Here is a 17,394-nt window from a genome sequence, read left to right as displayed (position 1 = left end):
GCTCAAAGTGCTACAGCGACCTTTGCGCGTCTCATAAGACGCGGCGCTGTAGGAAACGTATCGGAGGACTGCAACCTCTCCTCCCCTCATCCCTGTGCTCGTCACAGGGATGAGAGCAGCGCCGCGTCTGCGGCGCGGGAAGCGTTCTTTCAGCCCAAGGGCTTGGCCTGGCTGGATTCCTGTGACGAGCACAGGAATGAGGAAGTCAAACAAGCGGACGCGGGTATCCGATCTCAACGGACTTTGGAAAGTGAGTGCGGTTTTCCGCCCGCATCCCGCTCTAACCTCTTGAATCGATCACGATGACTTAGGTCGATCCTAGATCAGAAGCGGACCTGTCAAAGCCTCTTAAGGAAGCCATCCGGCGCAACGGTCACCATCAACTTGTTCTGAACCGACCGGTCGATCTCGAACTCAGGATGCGATTTCAGATACTCATGCACGGCGGTCTTCGGATTGTCGCCCACGTCCCAGGGGCGGTCGTCGAAGAATCCCGCGGGCATGTCTTCGACCAGAGTGTCGAAGACCACGCAATAGCAGCCGGCCGTCACCATCGGCGCATAGGCTTCGAGTTCGGCGAGCACATGCGCATGGGTATGCATGGAATCGAGGCATACCATGACGCGGCTGTAGCCGACCGACGCCTCACGCACCTGCGCGACAATGTCCGGATCGATGGACGATCCCTCGAACATCTGGATGCGGCTCGCCATCGGATGGCTCTCGATCGCCGCGCGGTTGTGGGCGCGGATGTCGATGTCGATGCCGATGACCTTGCGCTTGGACCGGCCGGGGTCGAATGAAACGCCCGCCTCGATCGCATCGCACATGTCGAGCATGGCGAGCAGCGAGGCGCTCATGATCACCGAGCCTCCATGCGCGATCCCCGTCTCGATCACCAGATCGGGACGCGTCGCCCAGATCAGTTCCTGCATCGCCAGGATATCCTGCGGATACTGAATGATCGGGCGCCCCAGCCAATCGAAATTATAGACGTAACGCTTCGCCATAGAAGCTTCGCGCCACTGGTTCGACAGCGCCTGGAAATCGCCGTCACGGCCGTAGCCGTCGATCGCGGCCGCCCGCTCGGTGCGGAATTGTTCGATAGGGTCCATGTCAGATCCTGCTTCTTCTGAAGGGCCGCGGGTGGCAACCGGTATCCGGCTCTCCCTCGCCCAGGATTTCTGCGATGCGCTCTAGCACAGGTGCTGCGGCAAAAGCGAACTCCTCCTTCGACCTGTCGACAGAGATCGATGCGAATGAAACTGTCGGCGCACCGTCGTCCACAGCTAAGGAGCATTTCGTCCGGGATTGGATGGCTGCGCACCACTCGGCGTGGCTCGTCTGACGGCCGCTTGCGACGTTGTAGACGGAATTGCGGCCCTCCTGCGCGATCCGCAAGAGGAGGTCCACGGCATCGTCGATCCAGATATAGTCCTTGCTCGAATCGAGCGCGGTTTGGAGCTGGATATGGCCGCTGCCCGCCTCGCGGCACAGCGCGCCGAGGAACGTGTCCGACTTCGCCTCGTCAGGCCCGACGACGTTCGACAAGCGCGCGATCCGCACCTTCTCGCGGCCGGAGGCGAGGCAGATCGCTTCCCCCGTCAACTTGGAGAGATTGTAGAGATCCGAAGGATCGAGAGGCGAGACCGACAGCCGGGCTTCCTCGCGCGTATCCTCGCTGCCGGCATAGACTCGAGTGGACGAGAGATAGAGAAAGGACGAAAACGCGTTCTCACGCAGGACCTTCGCTGCGAGCGAGACATGCGCTTCGATCGTGTCGAATGGCCGAGTGCGGAAATCGGCCGTAAGGCCGATGGCATAGATGACATGGCCGAGATCCTCGCCGAAGGCCGGCATGTCGGCGCGGGAGGGAACACGCACCTCGGCACCCCGTTCGCGCAATCGGCGGACGAGATTGCGCCCGACGAAACCGGAACCGCCGAAAACCGTGAACATCACGATCGCACCCCCAGCCGCCTCAGCGGATTGCCGCCGCAGACGGTGTAGGCTTCGACCTCGCCGCGCACGATGGACCCGGCAGCGATGACACAGCCCTTGCGCAACAGGGCGCCGTCGAGGATCACCGAATTCGCCCCGATCCAGACATCCTCCTCGACGACGATGCCGCCGCGGCTCGGCAGGAAGCCCTGTTCCCGGATCAGGCGATCCCGGTCGCCATAGGCGTGATTGACCGGAGCGAAGGTACAATTGGCCGCGATCAAAACATTGTCGGCGATGCTTATGCCGTTACCGGTATAGAAGACGCAGCCGCTGTTGACGTAACAGAAGCGGCCGATCGTGAGGTCGCCGGTGCCGCCCACCGGTTTGATCTTGACGAAGCTGTCGATGACCGACGCTTCTCCGACGACGATTCGTGTGCCCCGCACGGAATCCTCGATATCGCAGAGGGGGCTGATCTTAGCCGAGGGATGCACCTCGATCATAATGACTCCGATATTTCGAGAGCGGGATGAGGAAAGTGTGTGCGGTTTTCCGCCCGCATCCCGCTCCAACCTTTGCGCATCTGATGAGAAGCTCGGCGCGATAGAGGGTTGTCTCGGTGTCCTCTTTTCCAGTTAGCGCTTGCCGCGTCAACGCCGGATCGTGCAAGAAGCAACGGTCGGGAACGCTGTATCGAGGAATTCATGTCGCGCTTCAATCGTCTCTCCACGTCTCTCGCCGGCCTCACGGTCGTCGAGCGCAAGCAAACCGGCGACGAACGCGGCTTTTTCTCACGCTTCTTCTGCCGGGACGAATTGCGCGATTTCGGCGCTGACGGAACGATCGCGCAGATCAACCACACGCTGACGCGAGCGAAGGGCACGATCCGGGGCATGCACTTCCAGCGGCCACCCCATGACGAGGCGAAGTTCGTCTCGTGCCTGGCCGGCACCGTATTCGATGTCGCCGTCGACATCAGGCCGGATTCGCCCACTTATCTGCAATGGCACGGTGAAATCCTGAGCGCGGAGAATGCCCGCTCGATGATGATCCCCGGCGGGTTTGCCCATGGCTTTCAGACGCTGAGCGAGAATTGCGAACTCGTCTACCTGCATGACAAGCCCTATGCGCCCGAAGCGGAAGGCGGGCTCAATCCGCTCGACCCGCACCTCGCCATTTCCTGGCCGCTCGAAGTTGCACAGATGTCGGAGCGCGACCGTGCCTTTGCCTTTATCTCCGCTTGAGGCCGCTGCCGCAGCGGCGGCACTTCACCCGAAGGCGAGGGAGTCGTCGACGATGATGACCGGCCGCCCGCGAGAACAGGCTTCGACGCGCGCCTCGACGCGATAGACCGTTTTCAGCATGTCGGCGGTGACGACGGCATGGGTCGGGCCGCTGGCCACGACCGATCCCCCGCTGATCACGATCGTATCCTCGCAATAGCGCAGCGCGTGGTTCAGGTCGTGCAGGGCGATCAGCACCGCCATGCCGGATTGAGCGGCGAGCCGCTTCATGAAGCCGAGCACCTCGATCTGGCGGAAGAGGTCGAGCGCCGAAGTCGGCTCGTCCATCAGCAGGACCTCGGGCTTGCGCACCAGCGCCTGCGCGATGGAGACGAGCTGGCGCTGCCCTCCGGAAAGTTCGCCAAGGCCGCGAAAGGCGAGATCCTCGATCTTGAGCGCCGCAAGCACGCGGTCGATTTCCGCCAGTTCGCCGTCCTTGACCTTCCAGCCCGAACCCTGTTTGGCGGAAAGCAGCACCGACTCGTAGACCGTCAGGACGGCATTGGCGCCGGTATCCTGCGGCATGTAGCAGATTGCTTCCGCGCCCTTGGCCGTATCGGAAAGATGGACGAGGCCCGGACCGGCGGCAAGGCCGGCGATCCGCTTGAACAGCGTCGACTTCCCGGCCGCGTTCGGACCGATGACGGCGGTGAGTTGCCCGCCCCTCAAAGTGCCTGTGTTGATGTCGGAAAGGACCACACGCCGGCCATAGGTGGCGCCGACATCCTTGAGGGCGAGGCTTACCATGCGCGCTTCCTGTTGGTGAAAATCAGCACGAAGAAGAAGGGTACGCCGACGAGCGCGGTGATGATGCCGATCGGCAGCACCGCTCCGGGAATGATCATCTTGCTGACCACCGACGTTACGGAGAGCAGCAGCGCGCCGCAAAGGACGGAGGCCGGCAGGAAGAACCGCTGGTCTTCGCCGACGAGCATGCGGGCGATATGCGGTCCGACGAGACCGACGAAACCGATCGTTCCGACGAAGGACACCGGGATCGCCGCGAGCAGGCTGACCGTCAGCATCGTTTCGAGCCTGAGGCGGCGGACATTGATGCCGAAGCTCGCCGCCTTGTCGTCGCCGAGCCGGAGCGCCGTCAGCGCCCAGGCGCGGCGTGCGAAGACCGGCACCGCGACGAGCAGTACGGCGGCCGTGACCCAGACCTTCGGCCATGTCGCTTTGGTGAGGCTGCCCATCGTCCAGAAAACGACCGCCGCAAGCGCCTGTTCTGAAGCGAGATATTCGAGCAGCGACAGCGCGGCGTTGAAGGTGAAGACGAGCGCGATGCCCAGAAGGACGATCGTTTCGACGGTGACCCCGCGCATGGTGGAGGCGAAATGGATGAAGAGCGCCGCTATCATAGCCATCAGGAAGGCATTGAGCGGCACCATGTACTGAACGGCGACCGGGAAGACGGCAACGCCCGCGACGAGGCCGAGCGCCGCGCCAAAGCCGGCCGCGGCCGAGATGCCCAGCGTGAACGGACTTGCCAGCGGATTGGCCAGGATCGTCTGCATCTGCGCGCCGGCGAGAGAGAGCGAGGCGCCGACCGTCACGGCCATCAGCGCGATGGGCATGCGTATGTCCCAGATCACGACGCGAAGCTGATCGGTTACCGTCTCGGCATGAAACAGGGCCGTCAGAACGTCCGAAAGGGAATAATTGGCCGGGCCGAGCGCCATGTCGACGGCGACGGAGATGAACAGGGCGGCGACGAGTCCCGACAGCATGAAGAGCCGGCGAAAGACGAGAGCGCGGTACCGACCGCGCCCTTCGATGCCTGCGGTCTCCTCGGCGATAGCGGCCATCATTTCTCTCCGTCGGTGAGCGACACGAAATAGCCCGGCCGATAGGCAACCGGAAGGAATTTCTCATGGAATTCACGGAAGGTCCGGTCCGGATCGATATCCGCAAAAAGGTCCGGATGGAACCATTTGGCGAATTGCTGGATCGGCACGAACTCATAGGGCGCGCCATAGAACTGGTGCCAGGCGGCATAGACCCTGCCAACCCTCACCGCTTCGAGGTTCGCAAAAGCCGGCCGCTGCATCAGGCCCTTCAGCCGCTCCCGTGCCGCCGCTGGATCGGCGCCGCGTCCGACGCTCACGAACTGGTTCAGGTCCGACTCGGCCGACCAGTTGCTGCCGGTGACGATCACATGCTCGGGATTCGCGACGACGAGCTGCTCGGGATTGAGATCGCCGAACGTGGTCGTGAATACGTCGGATCCGATATTGTGACCGCCGGCCTTTTCGACCATCTCGCCGAAATTCGCCGGGCCGAAGGTCCGACAGCATGCCGTCTCACCCGTTATTCCGGGCGAGCGCTCGATGAAGACCGTGGGGCGGTCGACCGCTCCGGCTTTGGCCAGCCGCTCGCTCACGACAGCGACCTGGGCGCGCCGGTACTCGATGAACTCGTCCGCCCGTGTCTCCGCGCCGAAGAGCTGGCCCAGAATCCGGATGGATTTCTCACTGTTCTTCGACGGGTCCACCCGGAAGTCGAGATAGACCACGGCTATGCCCGCGGCTGCCGCCTTTTCGATGAAGCCCGACTCCTCGACTGCTTCTTCGGCTTCGAGATTGAGCGTCAGCACATCGGGCTTGAGCGCGATTGCCGCCTCCAGGCTGAAATCACCGCTCGGGATGTAACCGAAACGCGGCAGCTTTTCGATCTTCGGAAAGCGCTCGAGGTAACCCGCATACGAGTCCGGATCCTTCTTGATCAGGTCGTCGCGCCAGCCGACGATCGTATCGAAGACGGATTCGCGCTTGAGTGCCGCCGCGATGTGAATCTGGCGCGCCTCTCCCAGCAATATCCGTTTTGCCGGGAGATCGAGTTCGATCTTTCGTCCGGTAACGTCGGTGATTTCCGCCGCGGTCACCGGCGCCGCGGCAAATGCCACGGCGGCAAGCGCAAGAAGAGCCTTCCTCAGTATCCGCATCGGAACCTCGCGAACGGGAAATCGGAAGGCTGACGCCTTCCGAACTTGGAGCCTTACTTCAGGGAGACGAAGTAGCCGCTCTTGTAGGGCAATGGCAGGAAGCGCTCGTGCAGTTCCTTGAACGTCGCCTCCGGATCGAGATCCTTGAACAGATCCGGATGCAGCCACTTCGCTATCTGCTGTATGGCCACGAACTGGTAGGGGTTGTTGTAGAACTGATGCCAGATGGCATGGACATTGCCGTCCTTGACCGCCTTCACACCGGTGAAGGCAGGACGCGTGGTGAGGGCATCGAGCTTGCGCTGCGCCTCCTTCTCGTCCGCGCCGTAGCCGACACCGACCCAGGCCCCGCCAGGAACGTAACCCTCCCAGTTGCCGCCCGTGATGATGATCTGGTCGGGATTGGACGCGATGACCTGCTCCGGATTGACGGTGCCGAAGGTGCCAGGAATGATGTCCTTCGCCATGTTCACGCCGCCTGCGAGCTCGACCATCTTGCCGAAGTTCTCGTTGCCGAACGACATGCAGCAGTCATCCGAATAGCCCCCGGCGCGCTCCATGAACACGAGCGGCTTTTTCGGATCGGCCTTGGCGAGGGTATCGGTCACCTTGGCGATGCTGTCGGCACGGAACTTGATGAATTCCTCGGCCTTTGCCTCCTCACCGAACAGCTTGCCGATAAGGCGCATGCTCGGTTCGGTGTTCTCCATCGGCTTTTCGCGGAAATCGACATAGACGAGCGGAATGCCGACTTTTTCGAGCTTCTCGATGTAGCCCGCTTCCTCGGTTGCGGTCTTTGCGTCGATATTCATCAGCATGACGTCCGGCTTCAGCGCCACCGCCTGCTCAACGTCGAAGGTGCCGTCCTTCATGCCGCCGAAGGTCGGCAGCTTGGCAATATCGGGAAACTTCTCGAGAAAGGCGGCGTATGTCTCGGGATCCGCCTTGGTGAGGTCGTCGCGCCAGCCGACGACCCGCTTGAACGGCTCGTCCTTGTCGAGAGCGCCGACAAAGTAGATCTGTCGCCCCTCTCCGAGGATCACATGCTCGACCGGCACATTGACTTCGACCTCGCGACCGGTGACATCGGTTACCTTGATGGCGTCGGCGAACGCGGCGCTCGAAACAAGCGTGCAGAAACCTGCGGCGGCAGCGGCCACCATGTTGAAAACCTTCATCGTTCCCTGCTCCTTCGAAATTCGGTGCCTTCTAATATTTCATGACTTTACCAGTCAACATATATCTTTTAGAACGCTTCCAAACAGACGATACCGGGACTGAAAATGAGCGACGTGGCAACGCGGCCCAATTATGATCTTCGCGACGAAATCAAAGCCTATTGGTCGCAACGTGCGGCCACTTTCGATCTCTCTCCCGGCCACGAGATTTTTTCCGAGGAGGAACGCGCCGCCTGGCATCGGCTCATCCTGCGCCATCTCGGCGAGGGAGCCGGTCGCTCTGCGCTCGATCTTGCGAGCGGGACCGGAGTGGTCTCGCACCTTCTCGACGATCTCGGCTTCCGGGTGGCGGGTATCGACTGGGCCGAGCCGATGCTGGAACGCGCGCGGCAAAAAGCGAAGAGCCGCGGACGCGATATTTCCTTCCGCATTGGCGACGCGGAAAATACCATGGAGCCGGACGACCATTATGACGTCGTCGTGAACCGGCATCTCGTATGGACGCTGGTGGACCCGGCCGCAGCCTTCAGGGAATGGCTTCGCGTCCTCAAGCCCGGCGGCAGGCTTCTCGTCGTCGACGGCGATTTCGTTAATTCGACCCGGCTCGAGCGGTTCTTTTCGTCGCTCAACGCCTGGGGGCAGCGTGTCGGCCTTCTCAGACCCGAGGCGCCATCACAGCCGCGCGAGATGCTGGAAACGCATCGAAGCATTCTTGCCCGCGTCCACTTCTCGCAAGGAGCGCGCGCCGAGGCCGTCGTCGAATTGCTGCGGGCCGCCGGTTTCGCCGACATCACCGTCGATACCGATCTCGGAGAGATACACCGGATGCAGGCAAAGAACTGGAATCTGTTCAAGGGCCTTGCGCGCAGAAGCCAGCATCGCTTTGCTATCCGCGCAAGCAAACCCGTGATCTGATGCCGGCCTACTAGGCTGCGCGCGGCGGCCGGCCAATTCAGCACTCTTGAGCTTCGACGTGTCGGTGCTCTATCTCTCCGGGAAGCTGCACTGCCATCGTGGTTCAGCAGCTGGTGCCGACCCACGTGAGTGGAGTTGCAAATGGATAGGCCCGTACGATGTCGACAGATCTCAATCTCAATCTCCTGCGGTCGTTTTTCATGATCGCCGAAGAGCGAAGCCTCACGCGGGCAGCGGCCCGGCTGAACATGAGCCAGCCATCGGTCAGTCAGGCGCTGCAACGACTGGAGGAGCAGTTGGCCTGTCAGCTCGTTCTTCGCGGCAGCCGCAAGTTCGAGCTGACGGCCCGGGGACAGAAAATCTACGAGGAATGCAGTGAGATCTTCCGTGCCGTCGAGCGGATTGGCCAGCTCACGCAGGAAAGAACCGCCGAGGAGTTCGGCGAGGTGCGCATCCAGATCATCTCGAACCTCGAGTCCCCGCTCATAAACGAGGCGTTGCGTCTCTACCATCAGCGCTATCCCTCCGTAACCTGGGTGATGGAGGTCCAGAACAGCCAGGACACGGTCAAGCGGATTCAGACGGAGAAATGCGGAATAGGATTATGTCTCCTGTCGCGCCCCGTCTTCAGCCTGAATTGTCAGTTGCTGTTTCGCGAAGAATTCAGCGTCTATTGCGGCGCTGAGCATCCCCTCTTCGGCCGTAAGGAGGTGGAGAAGAGGGAATTGCGGCAGGAATCCTTTGTTTCCTTTACCTGCGCCACCGAAGGCATGGGTCTCGAGCCGATGGCGGTCCTCAGCCAAAGCCTCGGTCTCGGCGAACGGATAAGCGGGCAAAGCCCAAATCTCGAGGAGGTGAGACGCATGATCGTCGCCGGCCTCGGGATCGGAATTCTCCCGTTGACGGCCGTTCACGACGAAGTCGCGAGCGGACTTCTCTGGCCGCTCGAAATCAAGGGTTATCCGCTCGGCGCGGACGTGTTTCTGGTGACGCACCCGGAAGGTGACTATTCCCGCGCCGAGCAACATTTCATCGACCTGATGCAGGAGCTACGTTCGCTCTACCCGGAAATGCACTGAGGGCGTCCCGGCGGAAAGCCGGTACGCAATCTTCCTGGAAGTGCTCCGATCGATCAGCGGTCGGCGCGCGCCACGACCGCGTGCAACAGGACATTGAGGCCCGGCGCAAGATCGTCGCGGTCGCAGTCTTCCTCGTTGTTGTGGGTGATGCCGCCCTTGCAGGGCGTGAAGATCATTGCCGTCGGGCAATGTCGCGCGAGGAAATAGGCATCGTGGCCGGCCTGGGACTGGATGTCACGCCAGTCGTAGCCCATCCGGACCGCTTCCGCCCGGATTCCATCCACCATCGCGTGATCGAAAATGTCCCCGCCCCAAAACCACTCGTCCTCTATGACCGCGTCGCAGCCGGCGCGGGCGGCGCTTTCGAAGACGGCACGGCGCATCTTTTCACCCATGACGCGCGCGGTCGCCGCATCGGGATGGCGAACGTCGCAGATCGCTTGGGCCGTGTCGGAGAGGATACCCGGTTTGTTCGGCCACGCCGCCAGCCGGGCGCCTGTCGCCTTGCCGTCGCCGACGGCAAAGTCCCAGCCGATGTCGTCCACGGCAGTCAGCCAGCGTGCGCCCGCGATCAGCGCATTGCGGCGCAGGTCCATCGGCGTCGGGCCGGTATGCGCCGTCTTTCCCGTAAAGCGCACCCTCATCCCGTAGCTCGGATATCCGCCCGTCACCACTCCGATATCGCGTTGCTCGAGGTCGAGGATCGGCCCTTGCTCGATATGCAGTTCGTAATAGGCATCGATCTCACCGGCACGACAGGGCTTGTTTCCGTTGTAACCGATGCGCTCGAGCTCGGCGCCAAAACGCGCTCCGTCGTCGGAGACGAGCTCTTTGACCCAGTCCCCGTCATAGGCCCCGACGAAGCAGCCGGAAGCAACCATGGGCGGCGAGAAGCGCGCTCCCTCCTCATTCGTCCAGTTGACGACGACGATCGGACGGCGGGTGACGTGACCGACGTCGTTCAGCGTACGGATCACCTCTAGTCCGGAAAGAACGCCGGCAATCCCATCGAAGCGACCACCGTTGATCTGGGTATCGAGATGGCTGCCGATCAGCACCGGCGGCAGCGACGGGTCGCTTCCTTCGCGCCGCCCGAAGATGTTGCCGAGTTCATCGATCTCGACGCTCAGCCCTGCATCACGACACCAGTTGACGAACAGGTCGCGCATTCTGCGATCATCGTCCGTCAGCGTGAGGCGGGCGAGACCGCCCGGCCGCCCCTGGCCGATTTCGGCGGAAGTCTCGATGGTCGACCAGAAGCGATCGATGTTGGCACGGGTGTTCGATGCGAACGACATGGTTCACCTTTCAAATGCAATTGCGGACGAAGCGGCTCACATTCCGAGCGACATCAGTGTCATCAGCCCCGGGAAGAGAATGAGGAGGAACATGATGAGCGCCATGACGCCGATGAACGGCAGCAGGTAGCGGAAGGACGCCGACATCGGAATGCCACCGGTGCGGCACGCGGCCATCAGGTCGATGCCGAGTGGCGGTGTGTTGGCGCCGATCGCCAGGTTGATGGTCAGGAGTACGCCAAAATAGACCGGGTCGATCTCGAAGACCCGCAGCACCGGCAGGAAAACGGGCGCCAGGATGAGGATGATGGCGATCGATTCCATAAAAGTGCCAAGGACCAGGACCGCGGCCATCATCAGTATGAGAGCGACCGTGGCGCTCTCGGTCGCGCCGGTGATGGCATTGACGACGAGCTGCGGAACCTGCTCGACCGTCAGGATCCAGCCGAAGACCGAGGCGGCCGCGATGACGATGAGGATGGAACCGGTCATTTCCGTCGTGTCGCGCAAGAGGCCGAAGACCTTGGCGAGCGTCAGCTGGCGATAGACGAAAGCCCCGACGAGCAGCGCATAGGCGACGCCGATGCCCGCCGCCTCCGTCGGTGTGAAGATGCCGAAGCGGATGCCGCCGACGATGATGACCGGCGCGAGCAGGGCAAGCACGGATTCGCGCACAGCGGTGCCCAGCCGAGTCCAGCTGAACGGTTCCCCGCCCTTCCAACCGTTTTTGCGGGAAATCCACCACGCGACGACCATCAACCCGAGCCCGAGCAGGATACCTGGACCGATGGAGTGAATGAAAAGCTGCCCGATCGACGTTCCGGTCGCCGTTCCGTAGACGATCAGGACAATAGACGGCGGAATGACCGTGCCAAGCGAACCGGCGCAGCCGAGACCTGCGGCCGAGAAGCCCGGATCGTAGCCGCGCTCCTTCATGGCCGGCAGCAGCATGGAACCGATCGCCACCACGTCCGCGACACCCGATCCCGAGAGCGAGCCGAACATCATGCAGGCGGCAATCATCACGATGGCGAGACCACCCGTCCGCTGTCCCACGACAGCCGCGCAGAGATTGACGATCCTCGGGGCGAGCCCCCCATGCACCATCAGCAAACCGGCAAGCAGGAAAAGCGGGATTGCAAGCAGCGTGAAGCTGTCGATCCCCGCGACCATGCGCTGCGCGACCACCATCAGCGGCAAGACATCGCCGACCAGCAGATAAGCGACCGAGGAAAGCGCAAGCGCAATCGCGATCGGTGCATCGATCAGGAGCAAAAGAATGAAGACCGCAAAGAGGACGAGAAGGGCAAGGCTCATTTGCGCAGTTCCGCGGCAACGAGGGCAACGAGGGCGGTGGCGCCGGTGACCGGCAGCGCGAGATAGACGAGCCCGGCGGGCCAGCTCAGGACCGTGGTTTCATGCGACCATGTCAGCACCGTTATCTTCCATCCGGACCAGATGACGACGACCAGGAACAGGAGGGATGCCAGACGCGCGAGTACGGCCAGGAAGGAACGGAACCGGCCGGGCGCAACGAGCAGGTCCGTCAGGCCGGCGCAAAGATGCGTGTTGCGGACGAAGGCGGAAACCGCACCGATGAACGTCACCCAGACCAAGAGAAGACGCGGGATCTCCTCCGACCAGCGCGGTGTGAAGGAAAGGGCATAACGGCAAATGACGACGTAGACGATGATGGCGGTGAAGGTGGCGATGGCCAGGCCGCCCGCCGCGCGGGCTACGTTGTCTATGGCATTGGAAATCCGCGGGCGCGGTGTCGATGCGTCTTGCATGGAAGCCTCGCTGGATGTGGACGGACGGACATGGCCCGGCGATGGGAAACGTCCTGCCCGCAACCGGCGGGCAGGACGACCGCATCACTTGCGATAGCTGTCCATGACTTCAAGCAGCTCGGGACCGAAAACGTCCTTCTCGCTTTCCCAGATCGGCTTCAGGGCGTCGACGAAGGCAGCCTTGTCCACCTCGTTGAACTGCATGCCTTTCGATTTCAGCTTCTCGATCAGCGCGACCTCGTTATCGGCAACCATCTGGCGCTGAGCGTTGCCCCACTTGACGGCCGCTTCCTTCACGATGGCCTGGTCCTCGGGGGAAACCTGCGCCCAGGTCATGCTCGACACCGTCAGGCATGCGGCGCCCCAGATGTGGCCGGTCATCGAAACGTATTTCTGTACTTCGTAGAACGACGAGGCATCGATGATCGAGAGCGGATTTTCCTGGGCGTCGAACACGCCCTGCTGCAGGGCCGAGTATAGCTCGCCGAAGGCCAGCGGCGCCGGCTGCGCGCCGAGACGTTCGAACGTCGCAAGCCGAACCTTGTCCGGCGTTACGCGGATCTTGATGCCGGCGAGATCGGCCGGCTTGACGATCGGATGCTTGTTGTTGGTGATGTTGCGGAAGCCGTTTTCCCACCAGGCGAGAACCTCGATGCCCTTCGGCCGAAGCAGATCGGCAAGCGCTGTGCCGAGCTTGCCGTCGAGCGCGGCAAAAGCCTGTTCGCGACTGGTCCAGGCATAGGGCATTTCGATGATGCCGAACTTCGGTTCGACGAACTGGAAGGAGCCGCTGCCGATCAGGCCGCCCTGGATGGTGCCGATCTGCATGCCCTCGATGACTTCCTTCTCCGTGCCGAGTTGGCCGGAGGGGAAGATCTCGATCTTGACGCGGCCTTCCGTCTTCTCCGAGACCTCCTTGGCGAAGTCCGTCGAGGCCTTGTGCCAGCTATGGGTGTCGGCAAGCACGTGGCCGAGACGGATCGTTGTTTCGGCCATGGCAGCCGTATGAGCGGAAAGTCCGACGATGCCAGCGATCACGGTGGCGGCAAGACCGCGGGAAATTTTCGAAATGCCCAGTTTCATAGCGCCCTCATTTGTTGCGTTTATTCTGGGCATATTAGGCGGGCATGATGCCCGCAACGCAAATAGCCGGACTCAATGACAAACATTGAGTCCGCTTATGGGAGTGGCTGCGATTTCCTGTGAGAAAAGATCGCATCACTCCACGGTGGCGATACATTCGATCTCAATATCGAAATGCGTCCAAGGCTTGATCGCCACACAACTGCGGGCCGGAAAGCCGCCCGGAAAATACGCGCGATAAACCGCATTCATCTCCGCCGCCAAATCGTTATCGGTGATAAAGACGAGCGATTTGAAGACATTGTCGAGCGAGGAGCCAGCATGGCGGAGGGTGAACGAGAGCGCGTCCATGCAGGCGCGCGTCTGGACGGTCATGTCCCCCCTGACGATCTCGCCTGTGTTCAGGTCGATCGGCGGCATCCCGCACGTATAGAGAAGACCGCCGACGCAGGTCAACGCGGAGGTCGGCGCGCCCAGTCTTCGGATTGCTTCGGAAATCACAGGGATTTCAATGATTTCGTGCTTCATGTCGCATGACCCTTTTATCGGCGCAGATCGTACCCGGTCGTGTGGGAGATACCGTTCGCGCCACGTTTCGAGCAATGTATAGCCGTAGCGTATATTGCGTTCCAAGCCCCTGCATCTTGTTCCACATGGCCCCGGAGGGAGCCACAAAGCTGCCGCCTAATGGTCAGCAAATTGCCCCGTCGTCGCCGCACCGAGCACTTCCGGGGCGTACATGCTCCCCGAGTCGCTTGCGTCGTTTCGACGGCGGAGCGAACGAGCAAGGCGGTATTGCTGCCGATCAAGTCATGCACGTCATGGAGGACAGAACATGATTACTCGCTATACACTCGTTGCATCGCTGACCGTTGCAGCCTCCAGCTTAATGCTTCTCAGCCCGGCTTCGGCTCTGGAAATCGCGCAGGCGCAACAGGCGCAGCCGACACAGACCCAACCCGACGCCGGCGGCACAGGCGCCCCGATCAGCGATCAGAAGATCGAGGCCTTTGCAGTGGCCTATCTTCAGGTCGACAAGGTAAGGCAGGAGTACTCCACGAAAATCGGGGCTACCACCGACGAGGCTGCGAAGGCGAAGCTGCAGAACGAAGCCAGTCAGGAAATGGTGAAGGCCGTAGAGACCGCGCCGAACATGTCGGTGGAGGAGTATACGACGATCCTCAAGGCTGCGCAGAGTGATCCGGCGCTTGCCCAGAAGGTTCAGGAAAAGCTCCAGACGTCCACGCCGCAGCAGCCGCAGCAGCAATAAGCACGGCTTCGACCCTTTGAGCAGCTCCGAGAAGATCGCGTGGCGATTTTCTGTCCGGAGTTGCGCATTTCAAAGACTTAGATCGTTTCACCATTGCGTGAACCGAGCTCTTCAGCTCACGAGCCAGAACAGTGCCGCGGCTATCAGAACGAACAGTCCCACAGCGGCGAGGAAACGCAGCGTGCCGGCGTTCGTATTGTCGCCGAGCACCCGATTCCAGTATTCGCCGCCAGTGGCGTCGTTCGCTTCGACGCCCGCTTCGGTCGGCGTATTCGTAAGCGTCATCGCGACCTTTCCGTCGCCTCCACTAAGATTGCGCGGATGCGGCTGTGGCGGGTCGGGGCGCGCCCGATCCACCTCGCCGAGATAGGGCGCACCGCTTCCTGCATCGCCGGCATCGGCGACGTGATCGTCGGGCTCCGCGGCACCGCCGGGAGCGAGACCAGTCCGGATCGGCATGCTTTCCTGTTTCCCTGCCATAGTCGGCCTCCCTTCTGCAAAATGAGAAAGGGGGCGCCATCGCGCCCCCATCCGTGCCCAACCGCCGGACCGTTCAGCCGCTTCGGTTGGACTGGTTGTGGGATCCACCGGGTTCGGTCACGCCCTTCAGGCCGGTGCCGGCCATTTGCGGCTGTTCGCGGGCCGCGTCGGCAAGCGAAACGATCCCGACCAACTGCTTGTCATGGTTCACCACGGGCAGCCGTCGAACCTGGATGTCGCCCATGTTGCGCGCGACATCGTCCACCTCATCGTCGTCGAAGCAATATTTCACGTCCGTGGTCATGATGTCGGCCACCCGTGCCTGCGGGTCCATACCATCGGCAACGCCGCGCACGACGATGTCTCTGTCCGTTATCATGCCGATCAGGCGGTCATCGTCTCCGACCGGCATGAAGCCGATATCGTTTTCCGCCATCTGCCGCGCAACAGCCGTTATGGTGTCGTTGGGGCTTGCAAGATGAACGTCTCTTGTCATGATCTCCGATACACGCATTTGTTTTCTCCTTCACGTTTCGTCGGCGGTTTCATCGGCTGCCCGGGAAGGCTCGAGCCGCCGTTACGGCCGCTCAGCGCCCGCCGTCCGGGCGGGCCGCCGGATTTCCTTCGGGCGAAGCGGGCGCCCCAGCCCCCGCCGCGGTCTGCTTTTCGCGCCGCCTGCTGCCGTTGGCCTGGCCCCCGCTCTCCGGCGCGGGGCCGTCTCTCTGCGTTTCCGGTCCCTGCGTTTCAGATCCCTGCATTTCTCTGGCGGCCTGCTCCCAGTGGCGCTGATGCTGCCCGTCCGGCCGGCCCTCCTGCTCCCAGATCGCATAGGCTCTGCGCCTGATGAGCTCTTCGCGTTCGCTGTCCGTGTCCCTTCGCTCGTCCATGTCCCTTACCTCGCCGCTGGACTTCGTTGATGGCGAGTTTCAAACGGCGCGACCGTCCATTTGTTCCGCCCGCGGCGCCATCCGCGCGGGACCTTCAAATGTGCTTTGGCGGCTCCGGATTTTCGTCCGGATTAGGGACCGGAATTTCATCCGGAAGGCGGTCCGGATCGGGCTCCTCGATCGGCGGCTCGGGATACCAGGGCGGCAAGTCCGGCGGCGGCGGCTCCGGTACCGGCTCCGGCTGACGCGGGTTCGGCATTTTCGTCTCCCTTGGGCATGCGGGGGCGACACCCCTCTTTCGGGGACAATCCCGACCGTGCGCGATTGTTCCGCCGGCGGCGCAGCGAACGGGGGCGAAGCGCGGAACCCTTTGGGGCGATCGTGGGTTTGACCCAACATCAGCAAGAGCAAAAGCCAGGAGAGAGCCCATGCCCAGACATCCGGACTATGGCAGATACGATCCCTACGGCCGTCGCGATTGGGCCCGCCGCGACTGGGAGAACGAGCGCCAGCGCGACCCTTACAACTATGGATCCGAGCGCCGCGGTCGGGCGCGCAGCCGCTTCGACGAAGATGTCGAGCCGCGTGGCGCCGACTACGAGAGCTCGATGAACTGGCCGACCGGGAGCTACCGCGGCGGCGAACGCGAACGCTGGAGCGACGACGACTACGATCGTAGGGGCCGCGAGCGCTATTTCAGGGATTATCACGGCCCCGGTTATGGCTATCGCGGCGAGGGCCGTTACCGCGGCTACGGAGGTTACGGCGAAACGCGCGACTATCGCCACGACCGCGATTTTCTCGACCGCGCCAGCGACGAGGTCGCTTCCTGGTTCGGTGACGAAGATGCCGAACGCAGGCGGGAGATGGACCGGCACCGCGGCAAGGGCCCGAAAGGCTACAGGCGCACCGACGGCCGCATCCAGGAAGATGTCAGCGACCGCCTGAGTGACGACGGCGCTCTCGACGCCTCCAACATCGAAGTGAGCGTGTCGAACGGCGAAGTACAGCTCAATGGTTCGGTGAGCTCCAAATGGGCGAAGCGCCGCGCCGAGGACTGTGCAGAGAATGTATCTGGAGTCACGAATGTGCAAAACAACCTGCGCATCGAGACGGCGGATACCGGCACTATTCAGCAGAACCCGAACCTTACCGATCTTAGTTGAGGCGATTGTGGGCGTGAGAGCGGAGGGTGTTTGCTCGCCTCGTCCCTGTGCTCGTCACAGGGACGAGGCGGAGAGAT

The 17,394-nt window shown here is 62.1% G+C and carries 21 protein-coding genes; 5 read left to right on the top strand and 16 right to left on the bottom strand.

Annotated features, from left to right (window positions below; all coding sequences use genetic code 11):
* Positions 1 to 338 precede the first annotated feature (338 nt).
* The 3 genes from CN933_RS12860 to CN933_RS12850 are packed head-to-tail and all read right to left on the bottom strand — an operon-like array spanning position 339 to position 2,447.
* Positions 339 to 1,115, bottom strand: a complete 777-nt coding sequence (locus CN933_RS12860) for a cephalosporin hydroxylase family protein (RefSeq protein ID WP_102761731.1) — start codon at positions 1,113 to 1,115, stop codon at positions 339 to 341.
* A gap of 1 nt (position 1,116) precedes the next feature.
* Positions 1,117 to 1,959, bottom strand: coding sequence for an NAD-dependent epimerase/dehydratase family protein (locus tag CN933_RS12855; protein WP_102761730.1), 843 nt, complete (start codon positions 1,957 to 1,959; stop codon positions 1,117 to 1,119).
* Positions 1,959 to 2,447: an acyltransferase gene (locus tag CN933_RS12850; RefSeq protein WP_018098987.1), complete on the bottom strand. Its 489-nt coding sequence runs from the start codon at positions 2,445 to 2,447 to the stop codon at positions 1,959 to 1,961. Before CN933_RS12850 ends, CN933_RS12855 begins: the two co-directional genes overlap by 1 nt.
* A 201-nt stretch (positions 2,448 to 2,648) precedes the next feature.
* On the opposite strand from CN933_RS12850, the gene rfbC reads away from it, so the two are divergent.
* Positions 2,649 to 3,188 carry a dTDP-4-dehydrorhamnose 3,5-epimerase gene (gene rfbC / locus CN933_RS12845; RefSeq protein WP_102761729.1) on the top strand — a complete coding sequence of 180 codons (540 nt, stop codon included), beginning with the start codon at positions 2,649 to 2,651 and terminating at the stop codon, positions 3,186 to 3,188.
* A 24-nt stretch (positions 3,189 to 3,212) separates the two neighbouring features.
* Here rfbC and CN933_RS12840 read toward each other — a convergent pair whose 3' ends face one another.
* Genes CN933_RS12840 through CN933_RS12825 form a run of 4 tightly spaced genes read right to left on the bottom strand, consistent with a single transcriptional unit; the run spans position 3,213 to position 7,349 of the window.
* Positions 3,213 to 3,974 carry an ABC transporter ATP-binding protein gene (locus CN933_RS12840; protein ID WP_018098989.1) on the bottom strand — a complete coding sequence of 254 codons (762 nt, stop codon included), beginning with the start codon at positions 3,972 to 3,974 and terminating at the stop codon, positions 3,213 to 3,215.
* Entirely contained in the window at positions 3,968 to 5,038 is a 1,071-nt protein-coding gene (locus CN933_RS12835) for a FecCD family ABC transporter permease (protein ID WP_033047834.1), read from the bottom strand. The genes CN933_RS12840 and CN933_RS12835 overlap by 7 nt, the downstream gene beginning before the upstream one ends.
* Positions 5,035 to 6,171, bottom strand: a complete 1,137-nt coding sequence (locus CN933_RS12830) for an ABC transporter substrate-binding protein (RefSeq protein WP_102761728.1) — start codon at positions 6,169 to 6,171, stop codon at positions 5,035 to 5,037. The genes CN933_RS12835 and CN933_RS12830 overlap by 4 nt, the downstream gene beginning before the upstream one ends.
* Before the next feature lie 53 nt (positions 6,172 to 6,224).
* Positions 6,225 to 7,349, bottom strand: coding sequence for an ABC transporter substrate-binding protein (locus tag CN933_RS12825; RefSeq protein ID WP_102761727.1), 1,125 nt, complete (start codon positions 7,347 to 7,349; stop codon positions 6,225 to 6,227).
* 105 nt (positions 7,350 to 7,454) lie between these two features.
* Between CN933_RS12825 and CN933_RS12820 the strand changes: the two genes are divergently transcribed.
* Together CN933_RS12820 and CN933_RS12815 are read left to right on the top strand one after the other, a co-directional pair.
* Complete coding sequence (locus CN933_RS12820) at positions 7,455 to 8,264, top strand: class I SAM-dependent methyltransferase (protein ID WP_102761726.1); 810 nt, start codon at positions 7,455 to 7,457, stop codon at positions 8,262 to 8,264.
* A gap of 158 nt (positions 8,265 to 8,422) precedes the next feature.
* Complete coding sequence (locus CN933_RS12815) at positions 8,423 to 9,343, top strand: LysR family transcriptional regulator (protein ID WP_102761725.1); 921 nt, start codon at positions 8,423 to 8,425, stop codon at positions 9,341 to 9,343.
* Positions 9,344 to 9,396: 53 nt separating this feature from the next.
* Here CN933_RS12815 and CN933_RS12810 read toward each other — a convergent pair whose 3' ends face one another.
* The 5 genes from CN933_RS12810 to CN933_RS12790 all read right to left on the bottom strand — a co-directional run bounded on the left by CN933_RS12810 (position 9,397) and on the right by CN933_RS12790 (position 14,042).
* Positions 9,397 to 10,641 carry a Zn-dependent hydrolase gene (locus CN933_RS12810; protein WP_102761724.1) on the bottom strand — a complete coding sequence of 415 codons (1,245 nt, stop codon included), beginning with the start codon at positions 10,639 to 10,641 and terminating at the stop codon, positions 9,397 to 9,399.
* Positions 10,642 to 10,677: 36 nt separating this feature from the next.
* Positions 10,678 to 11,958: a TRAP transporter large permease gene (locus CN933_RS12805; RefSeq protein ID WP_102761723.1), complete on the bottom strand. Its 1,281-nt coding sequence runs from the start codon at positions 11,956 to 11,958 to the stop codon at positions 10,678 to 10,680.
* Positions 11,955 to 12,431, bottom strand: coding sequence for a TRAP transporter small permease (locus tag CN933_RS12800; RefSeq protein ID WP_102761722.1), 477 nt, complete (start codon positions 12,429 to 12,431; stop codon positions 11,955 to 11,957). Before CN933_RS12800 ends, CN933_RS12805 begins: the two co-directional genes overlap by 4 nt.
* A gap of 84 nt (positions 12,432 to 12,515) precedes the next feature.
* Positions 12,516 to 13,514 (bottom strand): TRAP transporter substrate-binding protein, encoded by a 999-nt coding sequence (locus CN933_RS12795; protein WP_102761721.1) that lies wholly within the window; start codon positions 13,512 to 13,514, stop codon positions 12,516 to 12,518.
* Between the two features lie 135 nt (positions 13,515 to 13,649).
* Entirely contained in the window at positions 13,650 to 14,042 is a 393-nt protein-coding gene (locus tag CN933_RS12790; RefSeq protein ID WP_102761720.1) for a RidA family protein, read from the bottom strand.
* Between the two features lie 307 nt (positions 14,043 to 14,349).
* Between CN933_RS12790 and CN933_RS12785 the strand changes: the two genes are divergently transcribed.
* Entirely contained in the window at positions 14,350 to 14,784 is a 435-nt protein-coding gene (locus tag CN933_RS12785) for a DUF4168 domain-containing protein (protein ID WP_100671545.1), read from the top strand.
* Between the two features lie 111 nt (positions 14,785 to 14,895).
* Here CN933_RS12785 and CN933_RS12780 read toward each other — a convergent pair whose 3' ends face one another.
* The 4 genes from CN933_RS12780 to CN933_RS12765 form a co-directional block, all read right to left on the bottom strand.
* Positions 14,896 to 15,264 (bottom strand): hypothetical protein, encoded by a 369-nt coding sequence (locus tag CN933_RS12780; protein ID WP_018099001.1) that lies wholly within the window; start codon positions 15,262 to 15,264, stop codon positions 14,896 to 14,898.
* 73 nt (positions 15,265 to 15,337) lie between these two features.
* A complete protein-coding gene (locus CN933_RS12775) occupies positions 15,338 to 15,778 on the bottom strand; it encodes a CBS domain-containing protein (RefSeq protein ID WP_010976090.1) in 441 nt (146 codons plus the stop codon).
* A gap of 73 nt (positions 15,779 to 15,851) precedes the next feature.
* Complete coding sequence (locus CN933_RS12770) at positions 15,852 to 16,151, bottom strand: DUF2934 domain-containing protein (RefSeq protein WP_102761719.1); 300 nt, start codon at positions 16,149 to 16,151, stop codon at positions 15,852 to 15,854.
* Between the two features lie 94 nt (positions 16,152 to 16,245).
* On the bottom strand, positions 16,246 to 16,410 hold the full coding sequence (locus tag CN933_RS12765) for a hypothetical protein (protein ID WP_018099003.1): 165 nt from the start codon (positions 16,408 to 16,410) through the stop codon (positions 16,246 to 16,248).
* A 169-nt stretch (positions 16,411 to 16,579) separates the two neighbouring features.
* Between CN933_RS12765 and CN933_RS12760 the strand changes: the two genes are divergently transcribed.
* On the top strand, positions 16,580 to 17,317 hold the full coding sequence (locus CN933_RS12760) for a BON domain-containing protein (RefSeq protein ID WP_102761718.1): 738 nt from the start codon (positions 16,580 to 16,582) through the stop codon (positions 17,315 to 17,317).
* Positions 17,318 to 17,394: the final 77 nt, after the last annotated feature.

Origin of the sequence: Sinorhizobium sp. M4_45, assembly GCF_002885915.1 — a bacterium.
Lineage (GTDB): Bacteria > Pseudomonadota > Alphaproteobacteria > Rhizobiales > Rhizobiaceae > Sinorhizobium > Sinorhizobium meliloti_A.
This window is presented reverse-complemented; position numbering and strand designations above follow the sequence as displayed.